Source organism: bacterium (assembly GCA_016708315.1).
GTDB lineage: Bacteria > Zixibacteria > MSB-5A5 > CAIYYT01 > CAIYYT01 > JADJGC01.
The window spans coordinates 268,012-292,929 of record JADJGC010000023.1 but is presented as its reverse complement, the minus strand read 5'-3'; the positions used below and the strand labels follow the sequence as shown (position 1 = coordinate 292,929).

Genomic DNA, 24,918 nt, shown 5'->3' with positions numbered 1-24,918 from the left:
TGGGGGAGATTCTACGAGATTTTAGGGGGAAAGCAAGGGGAATTGAGGGGTGGAAGCGGATACTCGGTAACCAGATGCGAATTCGGGAGCTCAAATCTCTTTCGATATCGCATCACATTTGGTAGCGTTTGGACATGAAGCTTCGATCCTTGATCGGCGCGGATTCCGCGATCGTGTTTTTTGTTCCGGAATTGGATTCTATAGTCGAGAGGGCAAGGTCTTCCTGTCCAGAGAGCGTGGATCCCGGAATCGCGGCTCACATCACTGTCAACTATCCTTTCATGATTCAAGAAAACGACTTGGAGGTAATAGTCGCCAGGTTGGCCGACTCGGTCGAAGAATTCGGAGCTTTTGAATTTCGTCTGACCGAGCTGAGGCGTTGGCCGACAACGCTGTATTTGAAGCCCGAACCTGACTCTGTATTCCGCGCAATCATAGCTGCTGTGTGGAAGGCATTTCCACAATCTCCGCCATACGGTGGCAGATTCCAGGATGTTGTGCCTCATCTGACGATTGTTGAATCAAGTGAAGTCGAGGAGATTGATGCCTCGGAGTCGGAGCTACGGACAGAGTTGACGGCAAAACTACCAATTGCGGCGCGCGCGTCAGAACTGCATTTGATAGTAAAGTCCGGGAGTGAGTGGAACAGAGTGGCACGAGTCAGTCTGTAATGTGCGGCAGATATGTCGAATTGTCAGCTGTACTCTAGAAAACGCAGTAAGGAATGGGTTCCTGACTTCTAAATTGCTTTATGAACACACCGCGCCTTGATCGCGCTCTCCGCCGCGACGGATCGCGCGTTCAAGGCACCCCTCTTCCCGCAAGCGGGATCTTCGACAAGAGGGAAATTGACTCGATTCCTTTTTTTGTAGAAATGAAAGGCGAATTGCCCCGTGGGCGGGGTCGTCGACTATGCACTCCCGCGCGATATTGATATCTACAAATTCCTCTGAACAATTCGTAAGCAGTGACGTAATTCACCTAAACAATTAGGAGAGATCGAATGAAGTCATTGTCGCTATGGTGTGCCGGCGCTGTGATCGCGCTGGCGATGTCGGGAGTTTTAATGGGACAACAGCTTGAGCATTTCAAAATGCAGAAGATCAACGAGCACGTGTATGCGTTTATCGGCTGGGATCCGACGCTTGATCTGGTCGATGGGAATTCGTATGCGATCATCACCGACGAGGGGGTGTTCGTGGTGGATACGCATCAGCCGCCGATCTGTGCCGAGGCGAATATTGCCGAGATTCGCAAGCTGACCGACAAACCGGTGAAGTTTGTCCTGAACACGCACTGGCACGGCGATCACAATATGGGGAATTTCGTGTACAAGAAGGCGTTTCCTGATGCGAAGATCATCGCTCATGCGAAGACGCGCGAAACTCTGGCGAGAAGGCAGGCGGACTGGGTCAAGGAAGCGCGCGAGGGGGAATACGAGAAGTACATAACGGATTTCGGCAAGATGCTTGCCGAAGGGAAGGGCTATATCGGCCAGCCGATTACCGCAGTCGAGCGGGAGCGGATGGAAAAGCTGATGGTGATCCTGAAGAAGTACGATCAGGATGTGCGGCGCGATGAGGTTTGTATTCCGGATATGACATTTGAGAAGAACCTGACATTGTTCATGGGCGGGATTGAGATTCAGATTAGGCACGATGGACGCGCCAACACGCCGGGGGATGCCTATGTGTGGCTGCCGCAGGATAGCATCTTGATTACCGGAGATATTCTGGTTTCGCCGATACCGTACTGCTTCGGGAGTTTCTTCAATGAGTGGCCGGCAGTGATGGACACGATGCTGGCGCTGGGGCCGAAGGTGATATTGCCGGGTCACGGCGAGGTGATGACGGACACCGCGTATATGCGAATGACGCGGGATTTGATTGCCGATTTGTTCGTTCGTGCAAAGACGGCATTCGAATCAGGGGTGACGGCAGCGGATTCTTTGAAGAAGGCGGTGGATATGTCGGATTATCGGGTGCGATATACGAAAGGCGATCCGGCACTGGAGTGGGTGTTTGATAATTATGTCGTGAATCCGGCGCTACCGCGGATATTGAAGATTCTCAAGAATGAGTTGGGGGATGATACAAAGGCGAATTAGGGGGGAATGACTTAATGCCCTACCAATATGCCCTTGCTGGATCCCCGCTTTCGCGGGCATGACAGTCACGAGGTTTTGTGGTGTGAGGATATGCACGACTAGGTGCCAGAACACACCCCACCTTGATCGCGCTCTCCGCCGCGGCGGATCGCGCGATCAAGGCACCCCTCTTCCCGCAAGCGGGATCTTCGACAAGAGGGGAATTTGCTTATGGATATGCCGTGATGGCGGCAATCCCATCAATTAACGGAGAAGACGCTGGGTCATTTTTGACCAGTTGGTGGCAGGGGTTGTGATTCAGCAATGTCGGGTTCCGCGCTTCGCTGGGAACCCGACCTACGGAACTGGATTCCCGCGTTCGCGGGAATGACATCAAATCAATGATCTACGAAATCAAAAGAACATCTTCGCAATTTTGAGGGCGCCTTGTTTCCAGGGGACGCGATGGGTGACACCGCCGCCGCCAGAGTTGGATAGTTTGTCGGCGTTGGCGAGATACCATTCGTAGTTGCGAAGGAGTGCGTCCTTGTTGGAATACTTGGGGGCATAGCCGAGTTTCTTCTCGGCTTTTTCGATCGAGACAAAGGACTCTTTGCCGGCAGTCTCATAGATCCACTTGTAGAGCGGTGAGAGATTGAGCATTTCCAGAAAACGCAAAGTCCAGATAGCAGGGGCTTCGGGAAGCGAGACAACCTTGCGGCCCTTGCCGGCGCGGTCGAGAACAGCCTGGAAGTCGGTGCGCGGCGTGCCGAAGATTTTGGCGCCGATGTTGAAGGTGTCGTTGACGGTTTCGTCGGGGAGGGTCGCAGTCAGCCAGATGACATCGCAGAGGTCTTCGACATCGAGGTATTGATAAGGGTTGTTGCCTTTGCCGAGAATCGGGAAGCTGTGGCCATCGCGCGCCCACTCGTAGAACATCGCGAAGACGCCGAGTCGTTCGGGACCGATGAAGGATTTGGGGCGCAAGATCGGAACGCAGAGACCTTTCTTGCGAAATTCGAGGCAGACCTCTTCGGCTTTGACCTTGGCGATACCGTAGGGACCGACGCCGTGCATCGGGTCATCCTCGAGCAAAGGGTGATGATCAGGAATGCCGTAGACGGCTGTCGTCGATATGTGGATGACGCGCTTGACACCGGCACGCATTGATTCTTCCATGACGATGCGGGTACCTTCAATATCGGTAGAGTAGATGTCTTCGGGTTTGTAGAGCGGCAATGCTGCTGCTGCGTGGACGACGATATCGACATCGCGCAAGGAATCGCGGACATTGTCAGGTTTGCGGATGTCGCCATCGACGACGCGGATCTTGTCGCGAACGTCGGCGTAGTCAAATGGGGCAATGTCGAGGGTAACAACGCGTTGGCCTTTGGCGAGCAGGTAGCGGACGAGGTTGATTCCCAGGAATCCGGCGCCGCCGGTAATCAGATAATTCTTACTCATTGTATCGAAATCACTCCTTCAAGTTCAGTCATAGCGCGAGCTTGGAGCGTCAAGCACTGTTCCAATCCGCGAGCAATTTTGAAAGGCTAACTTATGTCGAAAAGCTCAGAAATCCAAGAACTGCGTTTGGGTCTGGACGGGAGTGTGATTGCAGGGTGAAGATTGTGAATGTAGGCACATACTTGACAATTATGGTGACATCTCTGATAGGGATTGTGGCAATTGAACCGACAGGTCGACGCGGATAAAGCGCTATTGCATCACGCGCAATAAGTCGTTATTGCATAATGCATTATGAATGTTCAAGCCGCAACCCTAAAACGACCAAGCTTGCTAATGCGCTTTCATACGGTTTTTATCCGAATTTGTTATTTTTTTCACAATCTGTGACAATTAGGTGACAATTAAAGTACGGTTTCTTTTAACTTCTACGCAACGAAAGACGATAGACTCAGGTGAGATTAGGAATGACTATGGAATTTGGAATAATCGGAACATCGATCTGGCAGCAAAACATGAAGCTGCTTGAGCACCTGACGGTGGAACGAACCGAGCGGGTCGAAGTTCTGCGTTCCCTCAAAACCGCACTCGGTTTGAGTGAGATAGTCTACCTGGCCACCTGCAACCGTGTCGAATTTGTATATGTTTCCACCGGCGAGTATGCCGGCTCCAAACTGCTCCACAAGCTGATTGATTACTTCTTCCGCGACACGAAGGGTTTGGGATTTTTCCCGAACGACTTCTATCATTACACGGGACGGGAGGCGGTTGCTCATTTGTTCAGGACGACCGCCTCGCTTGAATCTCTGGTAGTCGGCGAGAATCAGATAGTCGGTCAGTATCGAGATGCATACATGGAAGCGCTTGCCACAGGGCTGGCAGGTGCCACTCTTAAGGATATTTCCGAAGAAGCTTTAGTGGTTGCCAAGAAGGTGAAGCGTGAAACCGAGATCGGCGCCGGCGCGGTTTCGATGGCTTCATTGGCTGCAGATGAACTGGCGGGCTATTTGCAAGGGGTGGACGATCCGACGATAGCCTTGATCGGGACCGGATCGATGACAGTCAAGCTTGCGCACTATGTACAGGACAACAAACTCGGAAAGCTTCTTTTCGTAAATCGCACGGCCGAGAAGGCCGACACCCTTGCTGATCAATTTGGCGGGGACGCAGTAGCGTTGAGTGATTTCTTTGATTCGTGCGTTCCCGTCGATGCAATCGTTTCAGCAACAGCGGCAACAGCGCCGATCTTTGATGCCGGATTTATTCAACGCCTACCGAAACGCACTAAGCCGGTGTTGTGCATCGATCTCGCGATACCGCGCGATTTTGGCTGCGAGTTTGATGATAATGCGAAAGTGAAGTTGATAGACATTCCGTACCTGAGATCGAAGAGCAATGGAAATCTTCGCCAGAAATTCGTGGAGACCAGCAAGGCGAATGAAATTGTGCGGGATGCTGTAAACCAATATTTTTCTGACCGCATGGAAGTATCACTGAAGCCTATTTTTCACGACAGTTTTCAAGAATCGATGCGCCTGGCCAAGAGTGCGCTTGATGATTTGTTCGCCAAGAAGGTGACGGGTCTTTCGGAAGAGGACAAAGAGGCTGTATATCGGTTGGTGACCAAGCTGGTCGCAAACTCGGCATTTCAACCGGTTAAGGTTCTCTCCAATAAACTGGTGGAAATGGGTTCTGACTTGGAAATCGCAGAAATCAAGAATATTCGCAAAGAAGCAATATGACCGCAACAAAGTTGATCATTGGATCGCGTGGTTCGGACCTCGCACTTTATCAGGCAAACTTCATCCGTGATATCCTGATTGGCGAACATGGGTGTGAAGTTGAAATCAAGATCATCCAGACTGCCGGCGACAAGATTGACAATGTGTCGTTCGACAAAATGGAAGGGAAAGGGTTCTTCACGAAGGAACTCGAAGAAGCGTTGCTCAAGAATGAGATTGACCTTGCCGTGCATTCGCTCAAGGATTTGATGACGACACAGCCGGCGGGGTTGAAATTGGGAGCTGCCGGTTATCGCGCCGATCGCAGTGAGATGTTGCTGATACGAAAATCTTCGCGTGCAGGAGATGGTGTCATTCCGGTTCGGGAGGGCGGAATCATTGGCACCAGCTCTGCACGCAGGAAAGCGCAATTGCATTATCACAATCCGACTTTGAAGATAAACGATCTACGCGGCAATGTGCCAACGCGCATTCGCAAACTGCGCGAGGGTTTGTATGATGCAATCTTGATTGCTTCGGCGGGAGTGAAACGCCTTCAGCTCGATGTGAGCGATCTTGACGCGATTGAACTTGATCCGCAGGTATTTCTACCAGCGCCGGCCCAGGGAATCTTGGGAATTCAGATTAGAGAGAATGATCCGCGCGTCGAAGCTGTCATCGCCAAAATGGGATCGCAAGAAGAGCTGAAGCAAGCTGAGTTGGAGCGGGGTCTGCTGCGCAAGTTTGGATCGGGATGCTCGCTTCCGCTTGGTGTGTGGTCTGACAAACAGGGAGAAGAGTACCGGCTCAAGGCGGTGCTTGGTGTGCAATACAAGGATGAATGGATCGGCATGAAGTCGGCCGACGTGCAAGGTACGAACATCGAACAAATGGTAAACCGGGCGTATGCGACGCTACAAGGAGATTCAGTATGCGTATAGCAGTCACGCGGTCAAAGGAACAGCTTTATGAACTTGCAAGTCGCGCTACAGTTATGGATATCGAAATTGTCCCTTTGCCGTTAATGGAAACTCGCCCCATTGCTTTTGCGTGGCCGGATGATATTGACTTGGAAAGGGTGGGTTGGGTGTTCTTCACAAGTGCCAATGGAGTGGAATTCTTTTTTCAGAGGCTCGATAGTATTGGATGTAAGCTGCCGAAAGATACCAAGTTTGCAGTTGTGGGAAGGCAGACTGAAGCTGCACTGGTGAAACGCGGGTATGACGCTGCGTTTCAACCGTCAGACGCATACGGTAGATTGCTATTCGGCGAGTTTGTCGAACGACATCCGGAGTGTACTCAGACGCTGGTGTATGCGCGAGCCAAGGACATAGATTGGGATCCAGCTACGCTTTTGGCAGCACGGAAAATGAACTACAAGTCAGTTGAATGTTACGAATCGGTAGAGAAGCCGATAGACCCGCATTCGGTAACAAGAATCAAACGTGAAGATATGATACTGTTCACTGCGCCGTCAATGGTGAGGGCTTTTCACAAGCAATTCGGCGATCCGGAAGCTCGGCTGCTGGCAATTGGAAGTACAACTGCCGCCGAAATGGAACGGCATCGCTGGGTCAATTATCGAGTGTTAGAACAGGCGGATGTAAATTCAGTTTTGGAGTATGTATAAATGGAACGCCCGATTCGCCCACGTCGCCTTCGTCGGAATCAGATCATTCGCGACCTGACTGCTCAAACAAGTTTGAACGTCAAAGGTATGATCCAGCCTTACTTCGTGACCGATGGGACAGGAATCCACGATGAAATCAAAGGGCTTCCCGGGATATATCGGGACTCGGTAGATTCGTTGGTGAAGTCAATTGACGAAGATAAGAAACTTGGTATTGACAAGATCATGCTCTTCGGAGTAACTGACCGAAAAGATGTGATGGCAACTTCCGGATGGGACGACAAGAATCCGGTAATCAAAGCTACCAAGGAACTGAAGAACAAGTTCGGCGACGATCTCTTTGTGAGCGCCGACGTTTGTTTGTGCGCTTATACCGACACCGGCCACTGTGGAGTAACGCTGAACGGCAAGATAGACAACGACAAGTCGGTCGCGGTTTTGAGCAAGATGGCCGTTGAATTGGCTAAGGCCGGCTGCGACTGCGTTGGTCCGTCGGATATGATGGATGGCCGAGTTGGCTCGATTCGCAAGGCGCTCGAATCTGAAAATTACTATGACACTTTAATCCTCGCATATTCCGCTAAGTACGCCTCCGCTTACTACGGCCCATTCCGGGAAGCCGCAAATTCGGCTCCCGGAAAGGGCGACCGCAAAGGCTACCAGATGGATTTTCGCAATCGACGCGAAGCATTGCGCGAGCTACAGTTGGACGAAGACGAGGGTGCAGATATTGTAATGGTTAAACCGGCGCTGGCATATTTGGATATCATTTCCGATTTTGCGGCGAATACTGAATTGCCGATAGCGGCATATAATGTTTCGGGCGAGTACACAGCTGTGAAGCTCCTGGCGCAGGCGGGACTTGCCGACGAGAAAACGATGGTTCTGGAGAACCTGACGGCGATTACGCGAGCGGGAGCCTCGATAATCTTGACCTATCATTTGAAGGACTTACTGAAAAATGGCTGGCATAACTAAGGTTGGATTTGATAGCGCGAAATCGCGCAAGTTAATGGAATTGTCGTCGGAGATCATACCCGGCGGTGTGAACTCACCGGTACGCGCGTTCAAATCGGTAGGCGGAACTCCGAAGTTCATCGCCAAGGGCAATGGTGCGTACCTCTATGATGTTGACGGCAACAAGTATCTGGATTTTTGCAACTCGTGGGGACCGTTGATTCTCGGGCATGTCGACAAGGATGTCGTCTCTGCAGTGAAGGCGCAGATCGACAAAGGAATGACGTTCGGCGCCTCAACTGAACTTGAGTACGAACTCGCGCAGTTCATCGTCCAACATGTGGATGTTGTCGAGAAGATTCGATTTGTGTCTTCGGGAACGGAAGCCGTAATGTCGGCAATCCGCGTCGCCCGCGGATTCACAAAACGTGATTTGATTCTGAAGTTCGACGGGTGCTATCACGGACACTGTGACCATCTGTTGGTCAAGGCCGGATCGGGACTTGCGACATTTGGACAGCCGTCATCAGCGGGTGTGCCGGAAGCAATTACCAGCCAGACTGCTGTGCTGCCGCTGGATGATGAAGACGCACTTCAGGATTTCTTCGCCAAGCACGGTGATGAGTTGGCTGCAGTGATCATCGAGGGAATTCCTGCCAACAACGGATTGCTGATTCAACGACATGACTATATGCGACTGTTACGTGCACTGACGGAACGTCACGGCGCGCTGTTGATACTTGACGAAGTGATTACCGGATTCCGCATCGGTCTTGGCGGTGCAGCGGCATACTATGGGCTACGTCCGGATCTCGTCACATACGGTAAGATCATAGGCGGCGGCATGCCGGTTGGCGCTTTCGGTGGACGCGCGGATATAATGAACATGCTCTCGCCATTGGGGCCGGTGTATCAGGCAGGAACGCTGTCCGGCAATCCGGTTGCAATGACTGCCGGTTTGGCGACGCTGAAAAAACTTGCTGATGGAAAGATATACAAAGATTTGGAAGAGAAGAATCGTCGTTTCGTCACGTTGTTGATGGAACAGTTGCGCGACAATCTCGTCAATGTGGCGGGAGTGGGGTCGATTTACTGGATCGTATTCCAAAATGATCTGCCACGCGCGGCGCACACTATAAGCACTGATGGAATCTCGCACTACAATCGGATGCACTCGAAGATTCTTGATCAGGGCATCTACCTGCCGCCATCCGGATACGAAGTCTGTTTCTTGTCAGCGGCACATACAGATGAGCTTCTGGAGCAGGCGGCGACGATTCTTGCCACGGCAATCAAGAAAGAAGCGCATTTATGCGCATAGCCGATAGTCCGTTCATCAAAGCTTGCTATGGCAAGAACGACGGACCGATTCCAGTTTGGATCATGCGGCAGGCAGGGCGATACCTGCCGGACTATCTTGCGGTCCGCGCCAAGGTGTCGTTTCAAGAACTGTGCCGTTCGCCGAAGTTGATTGCCGAAGTTGTGCGTCAACCGGTCGAGCGGTTCAATCTCGATGCGGCGATACTGTTTTCGGATATTCTGACTATTCTCGAACCGATGGGAGTGGCTGTCAGTTTTCCGGATGGCGGACCGGTAATCGGGTCGCCGATAAGCAAGCCGGCCGACGTCGAGACCATTAAGCGATGCAACATCGAAAGCGATTTGCGTTTCGTATTGGAAGGGCTAGCTGAAATAAAGAAGATACTGCCGAATACGCCGTTGATTGGATTTGCCGGGTCGCCGTTTACATTGTTCTGCTATCTTGCGGAAGGCAAGGGCTCCAAGACATTTGATAAAGCGAAAAAGTTCATCAATCGATATCCTGATGCGGCGCGCCAGCTGATTGATTTGCTGGCTGAGTCGGTGGGAGATTATCTTTGCTACCAAATTGATGCCGGTGCCGATGCAGTGCAGATATTCGACAGCTGGGGAGGAATCTTAGCACACGATGATTATTGCGAGTGGTCGGCAAGGCCGATCGCGGCAATACTCGCGAAAGTGAAATCGAAGAATGTACCGCGAATCGTGTTTGTGAACAATGTTGCGCCATACTTAGATGCGGTTGCGGCTCTTGATTGCGAGGCGGTTGGAGTTGACTATCGAATCGAGTTGGCGAAGGCAGAAGCTAATCTGAGCGGTAAGGCTGTGCAGGGGAACCTTGATCCGACAGTGCTGTTCAATTCTCCGGCAGTGATTGCAGAGAGAACGAACGCGATACTGGCGAGTCTGCCGAAGCATAACAATTTGATATTTAATCTTGGTCACGGAATTCTACCGGAGACGCCATTGGTCGCGGTAGAGACGATGATTGCAACCGTAAAGAAATTTCGCAATTGACAATGCCAGCTGAACAGACATATACGCAGGTTCCGATAGAGTTGCTGCGCAAGTACGACCGCCCCGGCCCGCGCTATACGAGCTATCCGACAGTTCCGGTGTGGAGCAATGAGATTGGCGCCGAGCAGTACGTTGCGGCGCTTCAGGCGACAGGCGCAAAGACGGACCTGCCGCTGGCGTTGTATTGCCATATTCCATTCTGCCGCAAACGCTGTTTCTACTGCGGATGCAACACAGTCATAACGAACAATCCTGACCGAGTGAACAAGTATGTTGCGGATCTCGCCCTGGAGATAATCAACACGTCCGAGCATCTGGGCGAGCGCCGCAATGTTAGTCAGCTTCATTTGGGAGGCGGCACACCGACATTCGTTGGTTGTCGCGGACTGGAAATCGTGCTGAAGGTGATTGACGACCGATTCAAGTTCATTGCAGGCGCCGAGAAGTCGATCGAAGTTGATCCGCGAGTGACGACCGACGAGCAGTTGGAATTCCTGGCATCGGTGGGCTTCAATCGCATCTCGATAGGAACGCAAGATTTTGATCCGGCGGTGCAAGAAGCGATCGGGAGAATTCAGTCGTACGAGCGGGTGCAGCATATCATTGAAAAAGTGCGAACGATGAATTTTCGCGGTATCAACATCGATCTGATATATGGGTTGCCGCTGCAATCGGTAGAGAGTTTCAAGACGACGCTGGCGAAATCGATTTCACTTCGACCGGATCGAGTGGCGCTTTATTCTTTTGCGTATCTTCCACAAAACATGGCAAACCAGATGGCAATCAAATCGGCTGACTTGCCGACAACTGAGGTCAAGTATCAGTTGTTCGCGACAGCGGTGGAAGAGTTTACCAAAGCTGGATACCGCCAAATCGGAATGGACCATTTCGCTTTGCCGGACGATGAGCTGGCATTGGCACAGAAGGATGGTCGACTTCACCGGAATTTTATGGGCTACACGGTACAGACAGCACCGGAGATGATTGGTTTCGGAATGTCAGCTATTGGTTACGTGAATGATTCATTTTTCCAGAACTACTCCAAACTTGACAGCTATGAAACCGCGATCAGAGAAAAGCGCTTCGCGATATACCGCGGAATGAATCTGACCCAGGATGATCTGATTCGCCAATATGTAATCAGCCAGTTGATGTGCAATTTCCGGCTTCATTATCAAGCGATTGAGAAGCTCTTTGCCGTGAAGTATGACGAGTATTTTCGCAATGAGCATGAGGGTCTGAATATTTTCCTTGAAGACAATTTGATGACCTCAGACGAAACCGGTTTACAGATTACTCCAGTGGGACGGACATTTGTCCGCAACATTGCCATGACCTTCGATGCATACCTCGATAGCAACGGCGAATCGAAAGGTGTTCGATTCTCGCGCACGATATAGGCAATGCGATGAAGAAAAAACTCGCCGTCATTTTGCTCGCAATGGGCGGTCCAAACTCTACTGCCGACATACCGGAATTTCTCTATAACATATTTTCTGACCGGGCGATTATCAGATTGCCGGGCGGCGCTGTTTTGCAGAAGCCGTTTGCGCGGTTGATATCGCGATTGCGATCGAAGAACGTTGCCGAACATTACAGTCACATCGGCGGCGGATCGCCGCTGCTCAAATGGACGCAGGCACAAGCGCGGTTGATCGGCGATCATCTACAGAGAGACTTCGACGAAGTAACTTGCTATATTGGAATGCGGTATTTCCGACCAAGCATTGAAACTGCGATCAAGTCAGCTGTCGAGGACGGATACGAGCAGATATGCTTCTTGCCGCTCTACCCGCAGTTTGCAACCGCAACAACGGGGTCGTCGTTTGCAGTTGCGCGAGATGTGCTAAAGACGTATTCGCAAATGAAGGCGACCTATATCAACGATTTTCACGACAACGTGGAATACACGCGACTACTGGGGGCATACATTGATCGCAATATTCAGCCCGGCGAGACATTGATGTTTTCGGCGCATTCGTTGCCGCAGAAGTTTGTGGATGAAGGTGATCCGTATGTCGAGCAGGTGAAGAAGACGGCTGCAATGTCGGCGGGGAAGCGCGAGTATCATCTTGCATTCCAGAGTCGCACGGGACCGGTCAAGTGGGTGGGGCCGGATACAGTGGTAGAAGTTAAGAGATTATTGGAAGATCCGGAACGTAAGTTGTTTATTGTGCCGATTAGTTTCGTGTGCGACCATATTGAGACGCTGTATGAGTTGGATATACAATTGAAGGAACTGGTCGGGGAGGAAAAGGGAAGTCGCATTCGGCGGATGCCGATGTTCAACGACGATCCGAGTTTTGGACGAATACTGGCGGAGCTGATCCGAGCCAAGGTAGGCGAGAATGTCAGCAAATGACGTGATCATCATTGGCGGTGGAATTTCCGGATTGGCAGTGCTGCATTACCTTCGCCGCGATAAGCCGCAGTTGAAAGTGAGACTTCTTGAGGCCGAACCGCGTTTGGGCGGGACAATCGGCACGGATAGGATTGACGGTTACAGCTTTGACTCAGGGACCGAACGGATTTCTCGATCGCGAGCCTTTGACGCTGCAACTCTGCGACGAACTTGGATTGACAGAACAACTTGAGCGCGCAAACGAGAGCGTCAACAATCGGTTCATTCTCAAGGGCGGACGCTTGCGGTCGGTACCGATGTCTCCGCCGAAATTCCTGATGGCGGATATCATTAGTTGGCCGGGAAAGCTGCGAATCGCAATGGAGCCTTTTGCGAAGGCGAGACCGGAGGGGATTGACGAATCGATTTATGATTTCGCCTGTCGTCGCATTGGTCGCGAGGCGGCGGACTATCTTGTGCAGCCGATGGTTTCCGGCGTGTATGGCGGCGTTGCAGAGAAAATGTCGCTGCAATCGTGTTTCGCGATCATGCGCGAGATGGAAGACGAGTACGGATCATTGTTCAAGGCGATGATTGCCAAATCGAAAGCGGCAAAGGCGAAGGGCAAGAAGAGCGGAAGTCCTTCAGGACCGGGCGGATGGCTGACTTCGTTCAAAGGCGGATTGGACAAGATCGTTGTTCGGTTTCAGGAAAAGTATGCACCATTTATCGCAGTTGGAAAGTGTGTTCGCACGATAACAAAATCCGATGATGGATACAGGGTTGAGTGCAATGACGGCAGCTCGGAGACAGCACGACAAGTAGTAATCGCGACGCCATCTTATGAAACAGCAAAGATGACGAGCGGTTTGTCACAGGACTTGTCGAAGGCGCTGGCGGCGATTTCGTACGCACCGATAGGAGTTGTCTGTACCGGATATCGTGCGGAGCAAGTAAAGGCTTCGGTGGACGGGTTCGGGTTCTTGGTTCCCAAGAAAGAGAATCGCAAGATACTGGGTTCAATTTGGACATCGTCGATATTTACCGATCGTGCGCCGAAAGGGATGATTCAGTTCCGCACTATGGTTGGCGGTGATGGCTTTCACGAATCGGTGAGAATGTCCGATGACGAGTTGTTGTCGACCGTGAAAAACGACATGAACGACATTATGCGCATCAGCGGAGAACCAAAGATTGTTAAAATGTATCGCTGGAAGTATGGAATTCCACAGTATCATGTTGGCCATCGGAAACTGCTCGACACAATTGAAAGCGAACTGAAATCAATCGGTGGTGTCCATATTGCGGGCAACGCGTACTACGGTATCGGACTCAACGACTGTGTCAAGCAAGCGCACAAGGTGGCAGGGCTCATCTTTTAGTCGACGCGACAAGCCGTCGACCTTCATTCCAATCCAATCTTCCGTTCTTCAAGAAAAGTCTTCATGTGAACGCGCAATGTCGCAGGATTATTGGTCGCGGCGCGACGCGCGGTGTGCTCGGTCCAGGAATAGTCAGGCGGGACTTCGCGACCATCAGGAGCTGGAAGCTTGCGATGTGCGCCCTCATATAAGCCTGTGCCTCGTAAAGTCTCGTCATATTCGTGCAAGTACGTGTGAAGATTTTCATCGTTGTATTCTTCATTGTGCACGACGGCTCCATGAGGTAGACGCGGTTTGATCATTGGTTCCTGATCGGGATAGCCGAGGCAGATGCCCATGAGCGGAAAGACTCGCTGCGGCAGTTTGAGTAATTCGCAGACCTTGTCGGGATTGTTGCGGATGCCGCCAATCATACAGATACCCAACCCAGCGGACTCGGATGCTACGGCGATATTCTGCGCGACTAAGGAGGCATCGACGATTGAGACAATTGAAATTTCGATGTGACGGTCTTTGAACTGATAGCCGCGAATGTTGCAGACCTCGTTGAGTCGGCGAAGATCGGGGCAGATGACGAGAAAGACCGGGCATTGCTCGATCCAGACTTGATTACCGCAGTATTGCGCAAGAAGTTGCTTCTTCGTCTTGTCGCGCACGACAACAATCGAGTAAGGCTGGAGATTCGAAGACGTCGGCGCTTGCCGAGCACAATCGATAATTCTGTCGAGCAACTCAGGTTCGACCGATTTGTCGGTGTAGCGGCGAATCGACTTATGTGTCCGTAGTAATTCGAAAACTTCGTTCATAGTGATCCTAACATCCAAATTGAGGAGAATTCAAAGAGTTGCGCGAGCTGTCTCATGCGGGTTAATCAACTCGTTAGATAGACAATCAGAGCGAATGTCAGCGCAACGGAAAATGATTTGATATAGATACCGAGAGCCTTTTGGCGCAATACGCGAACAGCGGTATCATCTGAAATTCTCTCTTCACCATTGTCAAAGTTGCACAGACCGCGCGCCGCAAGCACGACTCAAGTCTTTTCACGCGCCTGCAGAAGCCCAAGCATGGCGACCCAGGCGGGGATGAACAGGAGAAGATACCACGACTGCGCGGCTGACGACAGGTTTAGAGTAACGAACAACACCACAGTGAAAGCGATCGCCGCAATCGCAGTCTTCCGGCGTTTGCGGCATTCAGCTAAACCAATATTGGTGACTTCGGCATTCATTGATTCACTGCGCCGATGGCAGTTACTTTGTTGACTTGCCAATCGGCAGTGGGCGTGCTGCATCGGTAACGGCGCCGATCTTAAGGGCATAGCTATTCTTGTTAGCGATGTCCTCGTCGGTCACGATGTGAACGTCCAAAATCTTGTTAACTCTGAGTCCGGTGCGTTCGAAGTTGACCTCGGACAGACACAAACTCCAGCCTTCAAGCCAACTCTCGAGCTCTTGCCGCTGATTGGCAGTACCGGCGAAGTGTATCAGGATATCGATGTCGCTTCCGGGCTTGGCATTTGCATTCTTTGTAGATCCAAACAGATAAAAACCGAGGACGCCGAAGCGGTCGGGGTCGATCATCGCGGCAATCTGTTCGGCAATGGCGAAGCGCCAGCGCCAGTAGTGTTCGCCAGATGCTTCGGTGAGAAGCGGTTCATGCCATTCGCCTTGAACCCGCGCTCTTGGAGCAGCCAACATGGCAACCGCCTTGTCCAATTCAGCATTCATCAAAACGTGAACGACCTGACCACCAGCACTACGCGGCACATCAATCAAGCGAATCACACTTGAGAGCGATTCATATTCGGGCAGAACTTCACCAAGGATATTCTCGGACTGTAGAAGGAAGCGGTCATTCATGACATTGACGCCATCGTCGGGATAGAGCGGGAGATAGCGAATTTGGGCTTCGACCAAGTCTTGGAAGAAGTGGGTTCCGAATGACAAGTCTGGGACGTAGTGCCCACTCTGTCGTGCGATTTCTATCAGCATAGCTGTGTTGTTGATGTCGGAATAGGTGACGCTGACTCCAAGCTTGATGTCGCCACGACTACCCCAGCGGCCGGGACCCATCAGGATAAACTGACGTTTGGGGAGAATATGATTCAGCCGGCTTACCGCACGGCCAACATTGAGCAAGGTTTGGCGGTCTTTGATGGAGCCGTATGCTTGCGGATCGACATAGACAAGATGCGTTATGTCGGGGACACGTCCGTTTGAAACATATCGGCTTGCGGTGAAAAGGACTTTGTCCGGTTGTACGTCTTTGGGAAGAGCGGCGGGACCGCTGTCTTCAGAATGACTTTGGGGGCGACACTGCAAGAGATAGAAATCGGTGCCGTCGTGGGCGAATTCCATGTCGACCGGCTCGCCAAGTTTTTCTTCAAGCGTCTTTAGTATTGATTGCACCTGTGCAACAAACGGCGTGTTGGTCAGAAGGCCCTCAAAGGTTACGACCAGTCGTTCACTTGCAAAGTCGATGTGGCCGAGAGGTCGTTGAATGTGATCGCCTTTGTCGATGGAGACGATTTGATTGATCATGGGAATCTCGTCACCAAACTCGTGAAGCAAGTCATCGATGTGCAGAGTTTCGAAAGTATTCGTCTCGAGATTAATGACGTCGATCATCTTGGGCGAATAGCGTGCCATTTCGTCTGCTGTCACATTGACTCGCAAGCCCGGTTGGCCGGGTGAAACGAGAATAGGATAGTCATCACTGGTGCGGTCGACGGCACGAGTACCAAGACCGGGCACAATACGAATCAGCCCGTCGCTGCGGCGAATGCGCGGTGACCAGCGAAGCTCGTTTTGGCTGAAAGCAACGCCCGCGAAGGCTGGAAGGAAGTACTTGCCCGATTTTGTACCGATAACCTGCTGGATTATGATTCCCATCTCTTCATGGAAGTCGAGCAAGCCGCGTTCGGCGCGGTATTCGATTGGGTCGGGTCCAAAGGTAGAGGCATAGACCTCTGCGATGGCATCAAGCAAGGCGGCGAGGCGTTCGTCTTTGGAGCCTTGGTTTGCTAAGAACAGGCTCTTGTATTTTCCAGAAAAGGATGCGCCGGTGCGATCTTCGAGAAGGCTCGAACTACGGACGATCAACGGATGGTCGGCAAAGTCATCGAGTACGACTGAAAGTGCTTTGAGAATTTCCGGTGGGAATACGGCGTTTTTGAATGTCTGGATGACATTTGGATATTCGAGGCGAATCTGATCGACCTCTTTGTACTTCTGCTCAACGACTTCATCGAAATTGTTGTAACTCATGAAATGCAAGACGACGTCAGAGGTGATGTACCATGCCTTTGGCGTCTTGATATGAGTCAACAGCGGATTTGTGGCGACGGATTTCTTGAGGATTTGTCCGGCGAGAAATATTCCGGCAGCTTTGCCGCCCAACTTGCCTTGTGAGCCGGGAAGGTAGATGACGTTCTGCATGACCTCGAAGATGTCGTATACGTCGACGTAGTTCTTGGCGATGTTAATATACTCAAGCGACTCAGAAAAGATGCGGCGGATCAGCGAGACTAACAGACCGCGCTTGGTGTTGATCGGGAAATCTACATCCTCCGGCGCCATGCGATGGAATCGTCTGATAGCTTCGCTAAGCTGAGGCAGAGGAGTGTTTACGTTCGCGAGTGTCTTGACAAGAAAACCGAGTTTGTCCTGAGTTATCCATCGTTGGACGAAGGCGACAATTTCTTCCTGTGATAAATGTTCGGAGGCAATCTTGAATATCTTATCGCTAACTGCTTCGCTGCCGGCCATAGCCACACGTTTGCGGTGCGGAACATTTGAATCACTGAGGAGTGAAGCGGCATCAGCGGCTTGGTCGGGGTAGTAGTCCTGCGACAGTTCGCGGGCGTCGACAACACCGCTCCAGCAGAGGTAATTGAGCATTTTCGTAGAAATCGTCAGATACAGGTTGCGATCAGTGCGCCAGAGGAAGTTTAGGATTACCTTCCACTCCGGACGGGCTTGGGTTGATGATTCCCCGACACTCGGGTCTGATCTGCGATGAATTGCTCGCATCTTGTGGAAGGCAATGTGACTTGCAAGTCGGTCAGCGATCGTGGTGAGCAGTTTGCGCTCCTCCGTAAGGAAGGGACCATCATCCTCAATGGGCATTTGTTGCGTGTAATAGACACTGATCGAGCCGAGCGACTGATCAAGGATATTCATCGTTTCGGTCATGACCCAGGCGCTCTCGCGAAACCCGGGAGCGGCGTAGGTGATATCGGTCAACATGATTCGTGCCTGGCATACATCAGAATGTTGCCAGCCGCCGGGGATGGCTTCGATGATGCCGTTACAGACTTGCTCAAGAGTTGCACCCGGCTTATTGAGCCACTCTTCGATGCGGTAAAGGCAATTCAGTTCCTTGGCACGCTCACGCAAGGACCAAAGTAGTCTATCTTGTTTCGGGTCTTGATTACTCATTCGATAATTTGTCCTCGGCCACTACGACCAACGTTCGTAAATGAATGAAATGTTCGCGATTGTTTGAAAAGCTGAACTCGCAATCGGCCAGCGGCAGACTATCCCTACAGCTCAGGGCAATTTACATCAAAATAAGCTATAGGTGGTATTGAAAAAGTTGTCTAGCAATGCTGGAAGAAGGAATCTGCCCCGAACTGAGGTACTAATCCCGGTCTCGCAAAAGCGCGATAAATTGAAAAGGGTTCTGCGCAATGGTACTAGACCCTGCACAGAACCCTTGAAAGGTACGGATTATACTACTATACCCAACCGCGGTCGCGACAGGCCTGTGCCACGCGGCTGACAGCAATCACGTAAGCTGCTTTGCGCATGTACAGTTTCTTCTTTGTCGCCAGATCGCTGACATCGTGAAATGCCGCAGTCATCTTGGTGTCAAGCTTGCTGAGCACTTCGTCCTTCTCCCAATAGTAGTTCATATTGCACTGGACTTGTTCGAAGTAGCTGCAAGTCACACCGCCGGCGTTCGCCAGGAAGTCGGGGATCATGAAAACGCCGCGTTCTTCGAGGAACTTATCGGCTTCCGGAGTGGTCGGTCCATTGGCGCCTTCGGCAACAATGCGAACCTTCTTCGAGATTTTCTTCACGGTGTCGGCAGTAACCTGGTTTTCAATTGCCGCCGGAACGAGGATATCGACATCCTGTTCGATCCACGCGTCGCCTGGAAGGATTTCGTAGCCGAGATCCTTGGCTTTGCCTTTATCAATTCCGCCGAAGCGATCAACGATGCTCATGAGTTCGTCGAAGCTGATGCCTGACAGTTTGCGATAGGTGTAGGAGACTTGGTCCTTCTGATCCCAGCACGAAACGCAAACAGCCTTGCCGCCCATCATTTGATAGAATTGAAGGGCATACTGGGAGACGTTGCCGAATCCCTGAAAAGCTGCGGTGGTGTTTTCCGGTTTGATATTCATCTGCTTGAGGGCTTCACGTACTGTGTACATCACGCCGTAACCGGTAGCTTCTGTACGACCGAGTGAGCCACCCATACCGACCGGCTTGCCGGTGATGAGACCCGGGCTCTTTTCGCCGACGATAGCTTCGTATTCATCGAGCATCCACAGCATGTGCTGACCGTTGGTCATAACATCCGGTGCCGGCACATCAGCCAATGGGCCGATGTTGTGCCAGAGTTGGCGTACCCAACCGCGACAGATTTGCTGTTGTTCCCATTGGCTGAGATTGTGCGGATCGCAAATAACGCCGCCCTTGCCGCCGCCGAGAGGAATATTGACAACAGAGCATTTCCAAGTCATCCACATTGCCAGAGCACGAACGGTGTCAACGGTTTCTTGCGGATGGAAACGAATACCGCCTTTGCTCGGTCCACGAGCATCATTGTGCTGAACGCGGAAGCCGCGGAAGATTTTGGTTTTGCCATCGTCCATGCGGACGGGAATGCTGAACTGATGTTCGCGCAGAGGCCAACGCAGTAATTCGCGTGTGCCGCTGTCGAGATTCAGCAACTCGGCAGCTTCATCAAACTGCTGCTGAGCCATCGCAAAGGGGTTAAACGAATCGCTCTTCATGAAAGTTCTCCCTTCCCGTAATCATAACGGAAAATCGGTATCTTGATCATTGGAGGTTCGCTGCAACGGATATGCAGTAGGGGGAAACCCCCTTCACAAAAAAGAGCCGCGGCATCGATTCCTTGGTAAATGTACATGCGGGCTCTCTGTGTCACTCCTGTAACTTAAAGGGGAGTACCTCTCCCCTAATATCGCCGCAAATTAGACAAATGAGAGTCGATTGTCAAGGATTTGCGAGCAATGCACGGCAAATTTTGTGAAATATTTCACTATATCCTGTTTCGGCTATATCTGGGATAAAATTAGTGATATTTAGGAGAGCGCACAAAAAGAAAGGCAGCCGGTTGGCTGCCTTTCGGAAGTTCAAAGATATCGGAATCAATTACTTACGGAATCTACGAGCAACTCCGGCACCGAGAAGGCCCATGCCGAGAAGTACGATAGTCGCCGGTTCCGGGACTTCATCGCTGCTGCTGGCGAAACGGCCACCTACTACCATATCGTTATGGTCGTAGTTTCCGTAGCCACCGCGGGCATCGTCAATGAAGAGAAGGAAATCGTAGTCACCTGAGAACGCCAAGTTGCCATCTTCGAAGAAGTAGTTGGCATTGCCGAACGGAGTGTTGTAACCACGGAAGAACTGATAATTGTCATCCGGCATGCTGTTCGGCGAAGTGTCTGAACGATCGGAGAACAACCATCTGTCGCCTTCGTTGGAGCGATAGCGGCCATTGTCGTTTTGGTCGCTCAGAAGCGAGAAACCATAATTGCCATCAAGGTCAAAGCTACGGGTAGTGCCAACGCCTTCGTTATCGTCGAAGATCGTGCGATAAACATTGTCGTTGCCCCAATGATGCAAGTACAGCGTGTTGCGATTTGAGTACGAAGTTGACTCGAATAGAAGAGTGAACTCAACCTCGTCGTACGCGGTGAGCATCAGATCCTGGTTTGCGCCAGCAACCGGAGTTTCGGCAACGGGCGAACCATTAACAAACAGGTTTGGAGCAGCTATAGCCTGGCCTGCAATCGCAACCAGAACAGCTGCTACAATCAGAAACTTTCTCATTTAAACTATGACCTCCTCGTCATATGCAAATTACTATTAACCAAGCACTCTAAAAGCAACAAACATGCCGAAATGTGGTAATCGGTTGATTCATATGTGGTTAGGTGATTCGAGCCAATTGCGTCATTGTACGGAAATCCGACAGTTAGCAGTGTTCCTTTCTTCGAAGTTGTTTATAGATAGCGATTTAAGCCAAGCTACTTCCTGTCCAGACACGCGACAAACTCGACTAGTAAAGTCCTGAATGTCTGGATTTCAAGACCAGATTCATCACATCGTCGAACCACTGCCGAACAGGATTCTCTTCTTGTGTCTAGTAGCGGGTTTCCGTATTAAGGGAGCTTTCTCAATAAGTGACGGAGGTATGGAAAGTGGATTACAGCAGATATACAGAATCGAATCGACGCGCCTGGAATGAAGTCACACCTATGCATCAGGAAGCAAAACAGGAGAAGTTTTTCAAGGCATTCAAGACGCCGGGCTATGTTTCTCTTGATCGGTTGATTACGGAGCGAATCCGAAAAATCGGATTGAAGGGGAAGCGAGTAGCACAACTTGGCTGTAACGATGGACGGGAGACCTTGTCGCTGAAGAATCTCGGAGCTGAAACCGCGACCGGCTTTGATATCTCGGATGTTGCTATTGCAGAGGCGGTTAGATTAAGCGAAACTTCGGGGGTGAAGTGCGAGTTTGTGCAGTGCGATATCTACGCAATACCTGAGAAATACAACGGCGCATTCGACTTCATCTACATCTCGATTGGAGTATTCGGGTGGATGCCTGATCTTGCGGGGTTCTTCAGGGTGGCTTCGTGGCTCTTAGTGCCGGGCGGTGAGATTTTGATATACGAACAACATCCGGTTGCCGAGATATTCGATGCGGAGAATCGTATTGAGCCGCTGAAGATCGTGAACCGGTACTTCAATGATGAACCGATGGCGGATGATGCCGGGTTTGACTATTGGGGTGGGAAAAGCTATCGCGGGGAAGTATCGTACTGGTTTTTCCACACGATGGGAACGATCATAACCAGACTCATTGAGAGCGGCATACAGATTAAGTCGTTGCAGGAGTATCCGCATGATATTTCATCCATGTGGGAGCATATCGAGAAAACCGGAAAGATGCTGCCGCTTAGCTACATACTTCACGGACAGAAGCTTTAGAACAAGGCTCTTATTTTCAGGTAGATGGTCAAGATAGGCTACACTTCCGATCTGCATGTGGACTATTCCGCCGAGAATCGAGAACTGGTTTCGCGGCTGGCGGAAGCTGCTGATAAGGCAAAGCCTGATGTGTTGATCATAGGCGGGGATATCGCGGCCTCACCGGCGGATTTCGGGTGGGCGCTGGGATGCTTCGCGGAATTGAAATGCCGGAAACTGGTAGTCGCCGGGAATCACGATATCTGGATTGAGTCAAAGACGGATATTCTCAACGGCAAGGATTCAGGCGCCAAGTATCGGCAGATACTGCCGCAAGCAGCAAGCGATAGCGGTTTCGAATTCCTGCATAAGGAGCCGGTGGTCATTGATGGAATCGGTTTTGCAGGGTGTATGGGCTGGTTTGACTACTCATTCCGCAATCCCAAGTTTGACGAAACGGCGACACTTGCACAGTATCAGGCAGGGCGGTGGCAGCACCCCAGCAACGGGAAGAACTTTCTCTGGAACGATATGCAGTATGTGTGGTGGCTCAAGGATCTATCGGCGAAGATAAGTGGATTTTCGCGCAGTGATCTGTGTCTGTCGGATGATGAAATCGCAAAGGAGATGGCTCAAGCATTGTCACGCCAGCTTGATAAGCTGGCAGAGGATGAGGTGCGGCAAGTCGTGGTCGTCACGCACTTCGTGCCGAATCGAGGATTGCTAGAGTATCGCGATACAATCCCGCATGATTACTTCAATGCATACCACGGCAGTGCGAAGATCGAGGGCGTGATTCGCGAGAATACGAAAGTATCCCATGTTCTGTATGGTCACTCTCATGTTGCGAAGGATGCCACGATTGATGGTGTACGTTATCTCTCGCGGCCAGTCGGTTACTTGGGAAATGGCAGGGCGGTTGCGGATGCTTCGGCAAAGTTGGCAATTATCGAGATTTAACGGATAGGCGCTTTCGTCAAGGCTTGAATGGCGCGCTGTTCGATATCAAGAGCTACAAGGGGTCTGATCTTTTGACGAGTGCCGAGGATGTCGGTCAAGTCGCGACGGATGATATCGCGCAAACCAATTTGCCAGGGCGCGGGATCGATAGCGACGCCGCGAGAGCCGAGAGAGCGGTTTTCCTGCGCGGGTCCCATGAACAGATTATCAAGGTGATTGAACATATTCAACTGCCACTTACGCGCCGCTTGCTGAATGCTTCCGCCGAAATTGTCGGGATCACAGCCGACTTCGCATAGGTAGTCACACTGCTGGTCGCCATCGCGAAGGCTGTTGAGCAGGTCCTGGATGAAGTTCTTGGAGAAGAAATCGGCGAAAACATGGCGACGGTCGTGGTCGCTGGGCGCGCCGACTTCTTTGAGCGGTGACTTGGTTGTCGAGCGGAAACTGCCACGTTCCGGTAGTGAGACATAGACTTTGGAGATGGTGCGACCTTTGACCGCTTGTTCGATTTCGTTGTAGAGCAACGCGAGTGATCGGCGGCCACCTGAGCGCTCGGCGTCAGTGCTGGCGTGAACTTCGCGCGATAGGACAGGGAGGCACTTTTCGAGCAGTTTCTTGCCGGCGCGACTCTGAAGGGCGATGTTGCGAATCGCTGTGGTTGCGACAGAGCGGTTTACTGAAGGGGAGAGCCAATAGTCGACGAGGCTCTGGTAGAAGAGCATAAAGTCGAATTCGCTTGATGAGTCGAAAGTCCAATTGGCGGTTTTCAAGGAATGAATCTCCAGTGTACAAGTACAATTCTATTGTCGGCGGTAAGGATAATCAGTTCGGGGGGAAATAGCAAATGGGGGCGGAGGTGGGTCTTTTCAATCCGAGTCCAGCCGAACAGATTGAAGTGAAGTCAATCAAGAGCTCGAACCGAAGGGGTGCGGACCTACCGGTTGGACCTTTGTCGCGATCTGTTGAAATGTCTTGTTAGCCAACGCGAAAAGCGCCGTCGCAACGCCTATCCCGGAAACAAGATAGAGCGGGGATTTGCCAACCAATACGGCGTAGATCCCGCCAAAAGCGAAAACTGAACCGACCATTGATAACGCCCATGTCGGCCAAAGCATGGATAGAAAATTCAAAGGAGTCGGTACAACAACTCCAACGGCATGGGAAAGACGTTTATAGCTGATCAACTGGAGTACAGGTAGATAGAGCGATACAGACATTATGAGCAACCCTGCTGTGACCTGGCGCGACTCGACACTTTCGATTCGCGGTACTACCAGAAACAATATCACTTGGATAACAGCAAAACTGGCGAAAAGTATGATAAAGTGCGTTTTCAAGTTGACAGTGTACTTCTCTACTTTGGGGTCATCTTCAAGATTCTGAAGTTTGAGAAGTCGCCGTCTCACAACCTCCGAGTAGCTCAAGAAGAGCTTGACGTCAAAGAGCACAAGAGGAATCAATGCGAGCAAAAACGAAGCAGTACCCGAAACGTGAACTAGGCGAGAGCAGACTAACCATCCGAGGAGGGCTACGGCGAGGCAGAATAGTGATTTCGCAATCAATATTCGGAGTATTTGCCTTTGCTTGTCCATCGACAGTTCCTTCAGGGTTTTCGATCATTAATATAGACAAGTATCAAAAGCCCACAAGCAGTTCTTGGCTGTTTGGGTGATCTCGTTTGGGGGCATTCCCCCAATTTGATTGACACAAACCCTCAAATATCTTAATCTTACAGGCAGTAAAGTGCGCCCGGTCGGGTACAAGCCGACCGATTCCCGATTTATACAATTGAAAGGAA

General features: G+C 51.2%; 23 protein-coding genes. 15 read left to right on the top strand and 8 right to left on the bottom strand.

Going from position 1 to position 24,918, the window contains the following annotated elements; genetic code table 11:
* Nucleotides 1-134 precede the first annotated feature (134 nt).
* Both IPH59_13570 and IPH59_13565 read left to right on the top strand, forming a co-directional pair.
* Nucleotides 135-671 carry a 2'-5' RNA ligase family protein gene (locus IPH59_13570; GenBank protein ID MBK7092728.1) on the top strand — a complete coding sequence of 179 codons (537 nt, stop codon included), beginning with the start codon at nucleotides 135-137 and terminating at the stop codon, nucleotides 669-671.
* A 332-nt stretch (nucleotides 672-1,003) separates the two neighbouring features.
* Nucleotides 1,004-2,107 (top strand): MBL fold metallo-hydrolase, encoded by a 1,104-nt coding sequence (locus tag IPH59_13565; GenBank protein MBK7092727.1) that lies wholly within the window; start codon nucleotides 1,004-1,006, stop codon nucleotides 2,105-2,107.
* Between the two features lie 393 nt (nucleotides 2,108-2,500).
* On the opposite strand, the gene IPH59_13560 is transcribed toward IPH59_13565, so the two are convergent.
* On the bottom strand, nucleotides 2,501-3,550 hold the full coding sequence (locus IPH59_13560; GenBank protein ID MBK7092726.1) for an NAD(P)-dependent oxidoreductase: 1,050 nt from the start codon (nucleotides 3,548-3,550) through the stop codon (nucleotides 2,501-2,503).
* A 467-nt stretch (nucleotides 3,551-4,017) separates the two neighbouring features.
* Here IPH59_13560 and hemA point away from each other — a divergent pair, with 467 nt between their 5' ends.
* Genes hemA through hemG form a run of 10 tightly spaced genes read left to right on the top strand, consistent with a single transcriptional unit; the run spans nucleotide 4,018 to nucleotide 13,918 of the window.
* Complete coding sequence (gene hemA, locus IPH59_13555; GenBank protein MBK7092725.1) at nucleotides 4,018-5,292, top strand: glutamyl-tRNA reductase; 1,275 nt, start codon at nucleotides 4,018-4,020, stop codon at nucleotides 5,290-5,292.
* A complete protein-coding gene (gene hemC / locus IPH59_13550) occupies nucleotides 5,289-6,212 on the top strand; it encodes a hydroxymethylbilane synthase (protein MBK7092724.1) in 924 nt (307 codons plus the stop codon). The genes hemA and hemC overlap by 4 nt, the downstream gene beginning before the upstream one ends.
* Entirely contained in the window at nucleotides 6,203-6,901 is a 699-nt protein-coding gene (locus IPH59_13545; protein MBK7092723.1) for a uroporphyrinogen-III synthase, read from the top strand. The genes hemC and IPH59_13545 overlap by 10 nt, the downstream gene beginning before the upstream one ends.
* Entirely contained in the window at nucleotides 6,902-7,879 is a 978-nt protein-coding gene (gene hemB / locus IPH59_13540) for a porphobilinogen synthase (protein MBK7092722.1), read from the top strand. It begins immediately after the preceding gene.
* The gene (gene hemL, locus IPH59_13535) at nucleotides 7,863-9,179 is read left to right on the top strand and encodes a glutamate-1-semialdehyde 2,1-aminomutase (protein ID MBK7092721.1); all 1,317 of its coding nucleotides are present in this window, start codon (nucleotides 7,863-7,865) and stop codon (nucleotides 9,177-9,179) included. Before hemB ends, hemL begins: the two co-directional genes overlap by 17 nt.
* Nucleotides 9,170-10,195: a uroporphyrinogen decarboxylase gene (locus IPH59_13530; protein MBK7092720.1), complete on the top strand. Its 1,026-nt coding sequence runs from the start codon at nucleotides 9,170-9,172 to the stop codon at nucleotides 10,193-10,195. The genes hemL and IPH59_13530 overlap by 10 nt, the downstream gene beginning before the upstream one ends.
* Before the next feature lie 2 nt (nucleotides 10,196-10,197).
* Entirely contained in the window at nucleotides 10,198-11,595 is a 1,398-nt protein-coding gene (hemN, locus tag IPH59_13525; GenBank protein MBK7092719.1) for an oxygen-independent coproporphyrinogen III oxidase, read from the top strand.
* 8 nt (nucleotides 11,596-11,603) lie between these two features.
* Nucleotides 11,604-12,557 carry a ferrochelatase gene (gene hemH, locus IPH59_13520; GenBank protein ID MBK7092718.1) on the top strand — a complete coding sequence of 318 codons (954 nt, stop codon included), beginning with the start codon at nucleotides 11,604-11,606 and terminating at the stop codon, nucleotides 12,555-12,557.
* Complete coding sequence (locus IPH59_13515) at nucleotides 12,544-12,789, top strand: FAD-dependent oxidoreductase (GenBank protein MBK7092717.1); 246 nt, start codon at nucleotides 12,544-12,546, stop codon at nucleotides 12,787-12,789. The genes hemH and IPH59_13515 overlap by 14 nt, the downstream gene beginning before the upstream one ends.
* Complete coding sequence (gene hemG, locus IPH59_13510) at nucleotides 12,743-13,918, top strand: protoporphyrinogen oxidase (protein ID MBK7092716.1); 1,176 nt, start codon at nucleotides 12,743-12,745, stop codon at nucleotides 13,916-13,918. The genes IPH59_13515 and hemG overlap by 47 nt, the downstream gene beginning before the upstream one ends.
* Before the next feature lie 23 nt (nucleotides 13,919-13,941).
* Here hemG and IPH59_13505 read toward each other — a convergent pair whose 3' ends face one another.
* Nucleotides 13,942-14,724, bottom strand: a complete 783-nt coding sequence (locus IPH59_13505) for an NADPH-dependent oxidoreductase (GenBank protein ID MBK7092715.1) — start codon at nucleotides 14,722-14,724, stop codon at nucleotides 13,942-13,944.
* A 148-nt stretch (nucleotides 14,725-14,872) separates the two neighbouring features.
* Between IPH59_13505 and IPH59_13500 the strand changes: the two genes are divergently transcribed.
* Nucleotides 14,873-15,007 (top strand): viroplasmin family protein, encoded by a 135-nt coding sequence (locus IPH59_13500; protein ID MBK7092714.1) that lies wholly within the window; start codon nucleotides 14,873-14,875, stop codon nucleotides 15,005-15,007.
* Here the strand turns inward: IPH59_13500 and IPH59_13495 are convergent.
* The 4 genes from IPH59_13495 to IPH59_13480 form a co-directional block, all read right to left on the bottom strand.
* Nucleotides 14,952-15,149 (bottom strand): hypothetical protein, encoded by a 198-nt coding sequence (locus IPH59_13495; GenBank protein MBK7092713.1) that lies wholly within the window; start codon nucleotides 15,147-15,149, stop codon nucleotides 14,952-14,954. The two genes, IPH59_13500 and IPH59_13495, sit on opposite strands and share 56 nt — an antisense overlap.
* Nucleotides 15,150-15,171: 22 nt before the next feature.
* Nucleotides 15,172-18,360 (bottom strand): nucleotidyltransferase domain-containing protein, encoded by a 3,189-nt coding sequence (locus IPH59_13490; protein ID MBK7092712.1) that lies wholly within the window; start codon nucleotides 18,358-18,360, stop codon nucleotides 15,172-15,174.
* Nucleotides 18,361-18,659: 299 nt separating this feature from the next.
* A complete protein-coding gene (locus IPH59_13485; protein MBK7092711.1) occupies nucleotides 18,660-19,946 on the bottom strand; it encodes a Glu/Leu/Phe/Val dehydrogenase in 1,287 nt (428 codons plus the stop codon).
* 382 nt (nucleotides 19,947-20,328) lie between these two features.
* On the bottom strand, nucleotides 20,329-21,012 hold the full coding sequence (locus IPH59_13480) for a PEP-CTERM sorting domain-containing protein (GenBank protein MBK7092710.1): 684 nt from the start codon (nucleotides 21,010-21,012) through the stop codon (nucleotides 20,329-20,331).
* Between the two features lie 371 nt (nucleotides 21,013-21,383).
* On the opposite strand from IPH59_13480, the gene IPH59_13475 reads away from it, so the two are divergent.
* Both IPH59_13475 and IPH59_13470 read left to right on the top strand, forming a co-directional pair.
* Nucleotides 21,384-22,178, top strand: a complete 795-nt coding sequence (locus IPH59_13475) for a class I SAM-dependent methyltransferase (protein ID MBK7092709.1) — start codon at nucleotides 21,384-21,386, stop codon at nucleotides 22,176-22,178.
* A 24-nt stretch (nucleotides 22,179-22,202) separates the two neighbouring features.
* Entirely contained in the window at nucleotides 22,203-23,117 is a 915-nt protein-coding gene (locus tag IPH59_13470; protein ID MBK7092708.1) for a metallophosphoesterase, read from the top strand.
* On the opposite strand, the gene IPH59_13465 is transcribed toward IPH59_13470, so the two are convergent.
* Both IPH59_13465 and IPH59_13460 read right to left on the bottom strand, forming a co-directional pair.
* Entirely contained in the window at nucleotides 23,114-23,890 is a 777-nt protein-coding gene (locus IPH59_13465; protein ID MBK7092707.1) for a hypothetical protein, read from the bottom strand. The two genes, IPH59_13470 and IPH59_13465, sit on opposite strands and share 4 nt — an antisense overlap.
* Nucleotides 23,891-24,025: 135 nt before the next feature.
* Nucleotides 24,026-24,526, bottom strand: coding sequence for a hypothetical protein (locus IPH59_13460; protein MBK7092706.1), 501 nt, complete (start codon nucleotides 24,524-24,526; stop codon nucleotides 24,026-24,028).
* Between the last annotated feature and the right edge of the window lie 392 nt (nucleotides 24,527-24,918).

Excerpts from the sequence above, each read along its gene's own strand:
- hemA (MBK7092725.1), top strand. The coding sequence starts at position 4,018 with ATGACTATGGAATTTGGAATAATCGGAACATCGATCTGGCAGCAAAAC.
- IPH59_13515 (MBK7092717.1), top strand. The coding sequence starts at position 12,544 with ATGTCAGCAAATGACGTGATCATCATTGGCGGTGGAATTTCCGGATTG.
- hemL (MBK7092721.1), top strand. The coding sequence starts at position 7,863 with ATGGCTGGCATAACTAAGGTTGGATTTGATAGCGCGAAATCGCGCAAG.
- hemB (MBK7092722.1), top strand. The coding sequence starts at position 6,902 with ATGGAACGCCCGATTCGCCCACGTCGCCTTCGTCGGAATCAGATCATT.
- IPH59_13480 (MBK7092710.1), bottom strand. The coding sequence starts at position 21,012 with ATGAGAAAGTTTCTGATTGTAGCAGCTGTTCTGGTTGCGATTGCAGGC.
- IPH59_13530 (MBK7092720.1), top strand. The coding sequence starts at position 9,170 with ATGCGCATAGCCGATAGTCCGTTCATCAAAGCTTGCTATGGCAAGAAC.
- IPH59_13470 (MBK7092708.1), top strand. The coding sequence starts at position 22,203 with ATGGTCAAGATAGGCTACACTTCCGATCTGCATGTGGACTATTCCGCC.
- IPH59_13565 (MBK7092727.1), top strand. The coding sequence starts at position 1,004 with ATGAAGTCATTGTCGCTATGGTGTGCCGGCGCTGTGATCGCGCTGGCG.
- IPH59_13545 (MBK7092723.1), top strand. The coding sequence starts at position 6,203 with ATGCGTATAGCAGTCACGCGGTCAAAGGAACAGCTTTATGAACTTGCA.
- IPH59_13560 (MBK7092726.1), bottom strand. The coding sequence starts at position 3,550 with ATGAGTAAGAATTATCTGATTACCGGCGGCGCCGGATTCCTGGGAATC.
- IPH59_13490 (MBK7092712.1), bottom strand. The coding sequence starts at position 18,360 with ATGAGTAATCAAGACCCGAAACAAGATAGACTACTTTGGTCCTTGCGT.
- IPH59_13495 (MBK7092713.1), bottom strand. The coding sequence starts at position 15,149 with ATGAATGCCGAAGTCACCAATATTGGTTTAGCTGAATGCCGCAAACGC.
- IPH59_13570 (MBK7092728.1), top strand. The coding sequence starts at position 135 with ATGAAGCTTCGATCCTTGATCGGCGCGGATTCCGCGATCGTGTTTTTT.
- IPH59_13505 (MBK7092715.1), bottom strand. The coding sequence starts at position 14,724 with ATGAACGAAGTTTTCGAATTACTACGGACACATAAGTCGATTCGCCGC.
- hemN (MBK7092719.1), top strand. The coding sequence starts at position 10,198 with ATGCCAGCTGAACAGACATATACGCAGGTTCCGATAGAGTTGCTGCGC.
- IPH59_13485 (MBK7092711.1), bottom strand. The coding sequence starts at position 19,946 with ATGAAGAGCGATTCGTTTAACCCCTTTGCGATGGCTCAGCAGCAGTTT.
- hemC (MBK7092724.1), top strand. The coding sequence starts at position 5,289 with ATGACCGCAACAAAGTTGATCATTGGATCGCGTGGTTCGGACCTCGCA.
- hemH (MBK7092718.1), top strand. The coding sequence starts at position 11,604 with ATGAAGAAAAAACTCGCCGTCATTTTGCTCGCAATGGGCGGTCCAAAC.